The sequence below is a fragment of the Phaeovulum veldkampii DSM 11550 genome, assembly GCF_003034995.1.
GTDB lineage: Bacteria > Pseudomonadota > Alphaproteobacteria > Rhodobacterales > Rhodobacteraceae > Phaeovulum > Phaeovulum veldkampii.
On the sequence record NZ_PZKF01000107.1, the window covers coordinates 1 to 1,388 of the forward strand.

Annotated in this window: 2 protein-coding genes; both read right to left on the reverse strand. The window is 58.4% G+C overall.

What is annotated here, in order from left to right; genetic code table 11:
• The coding region (locus tag C5F46_RS16950; protein WP_210203009.1) for a hypothetical protein at positions 1–214 on the reverse strand (214 nt) is incomplete at its 3' end.
• A 58-nt stretch (positions 215–272) separates the two neighbouring features.
• Positions 273–1,301 carry an IS110 family RNA-guided transposase gene (locus C5F46_RS16095; RefSeq protein WP_107326300.1) on the reverse strand — a complete coding sequence of 343 codons (1,029 nt, stop codon included), beginning with the start codon at positions 1,299–1,301 and terminating at the stop codon, positions 273–275.
• Positions 1,302–1,388 lie beyond the last annotated feature (87 nt).

A 1,388-nucleotide genomic window follows, 5' to 3' on the forward strand; every position in this document is an offset into this window, starting at 1 on the left:
TTCTGTGGTTGCCGCCCGTAGTGCAAGAAGTTTTTGACCCTTTTGGCGTGTGATCGAATGCGGTCTTCTGTAAGGCCTCGAAGTTGCGGCATTTCCAGAAACCGCGGGCCGGGATGGTGATCAGCGGATCGGGTCCAAATCTCGGGTGCGTGCTTGCTGCACTGAGCTTCTTTCTGGTTTTCCCAATCCGGATCTGTTCGATCATTTTGCCCATTCAGGTCGTCGTCTTCTCACACCCCCTTGGCACCGTTGCTAAAAGTTCGACACGAGCATCATGCCGCGACCGCCAGCACCGGATCTTTGTAATCTTCGTTCTTCGTCAGCATAGCCCAAATCTGGCGGGCCATCTTGTTGGCCAGCGCGATCGCGACCAGCATTTTAGGTTTGCGCGTCAGCATGCGTGATAGCCAGCTGCCTTTGACAATTGTGCGCTGTCCAAGCCAGTTCATTCGCGACATTGCCCCTATGATCAAAAGGCGCCGAATATCGGTCTGACCGGCCTTAGTCATGCGGCCGAGGCGCTCCTTGCCTCCAGAAGAATTCTGCTTCGGCACTAGACCCAGCCAGGCCGCGAAATCGCGGCCGGACTTGAACTGCGCCATGTCGGGTCCAAAGGCTTCAACCGCCAGCGCAGTCAGCGGCCCAACACCCGGCATCGTCTGCAGTCGACGTGCGGTATCGGTCTCGGCTGCGAGCGCTTTCAGGGTCTTGGTCTTTGCCTCGATCCTTTCTGTTTTCTCAGCAATCTGCGCCAGCAGATCTTGGCACTCCGAGATAACAAGGGCGGGCAGGTCGCAGTCGGGATCTTCCACCAAAGCCGCGATACGCTTCATGTGGCAGAACCCGACGGGAAACACATGCCCGTATTCGTAGAGGACGGCCCGCAGCGCATTCGCCAGCTCCGTGCGTTGATGAACGAGCCGCTCACGTCCCCGGAACACTACCGCCTTCGCCTGCTGTTCCGCCGTCTTGGGAACCACAAACCGCATCTCGGGCTGGCGCGCCGCGATCACGATCGCCTCAGCGTCAGCCGCATCGTTTTTCTGGCGCTTCACGAAGGGACGTACATACTGAGGCGCGATCAATCGGACGTCGTGACCAAGCGCTTCCATCTCCTGTGCCCAATAGCTTGCGCTCCCGCAGGCCTCAAACACAATCAAAGCGGAAGGCTGCGCGGCCATGAAGGCCCGGAACTGGTCCCGTGACAGCTTCTTGCGGAACTTAACCTCACCTGCCATCGTCGCCCCGTGGAGCTGGAAAACACGCTTTGCCAGATCCACCCCAATCATTGTATCCTTCATTTCGCCGTCCTCTCCGCTTCGTGGCTTTCAACACCACCATCTTGGCACATTGCGATGCCGTCTGGGGAGGGCGGCAACCATCCCATC

Excerpts from the sequence above, each read along its gene's own strand:
- C5F46_RS16095 (WP_107326300.1), bottom strand. The coding sequence starts at position 1,301 with ATGAAGGATACAATGATTGGGGTGGATCTGGCAAAGCGTGTTTTCCAG.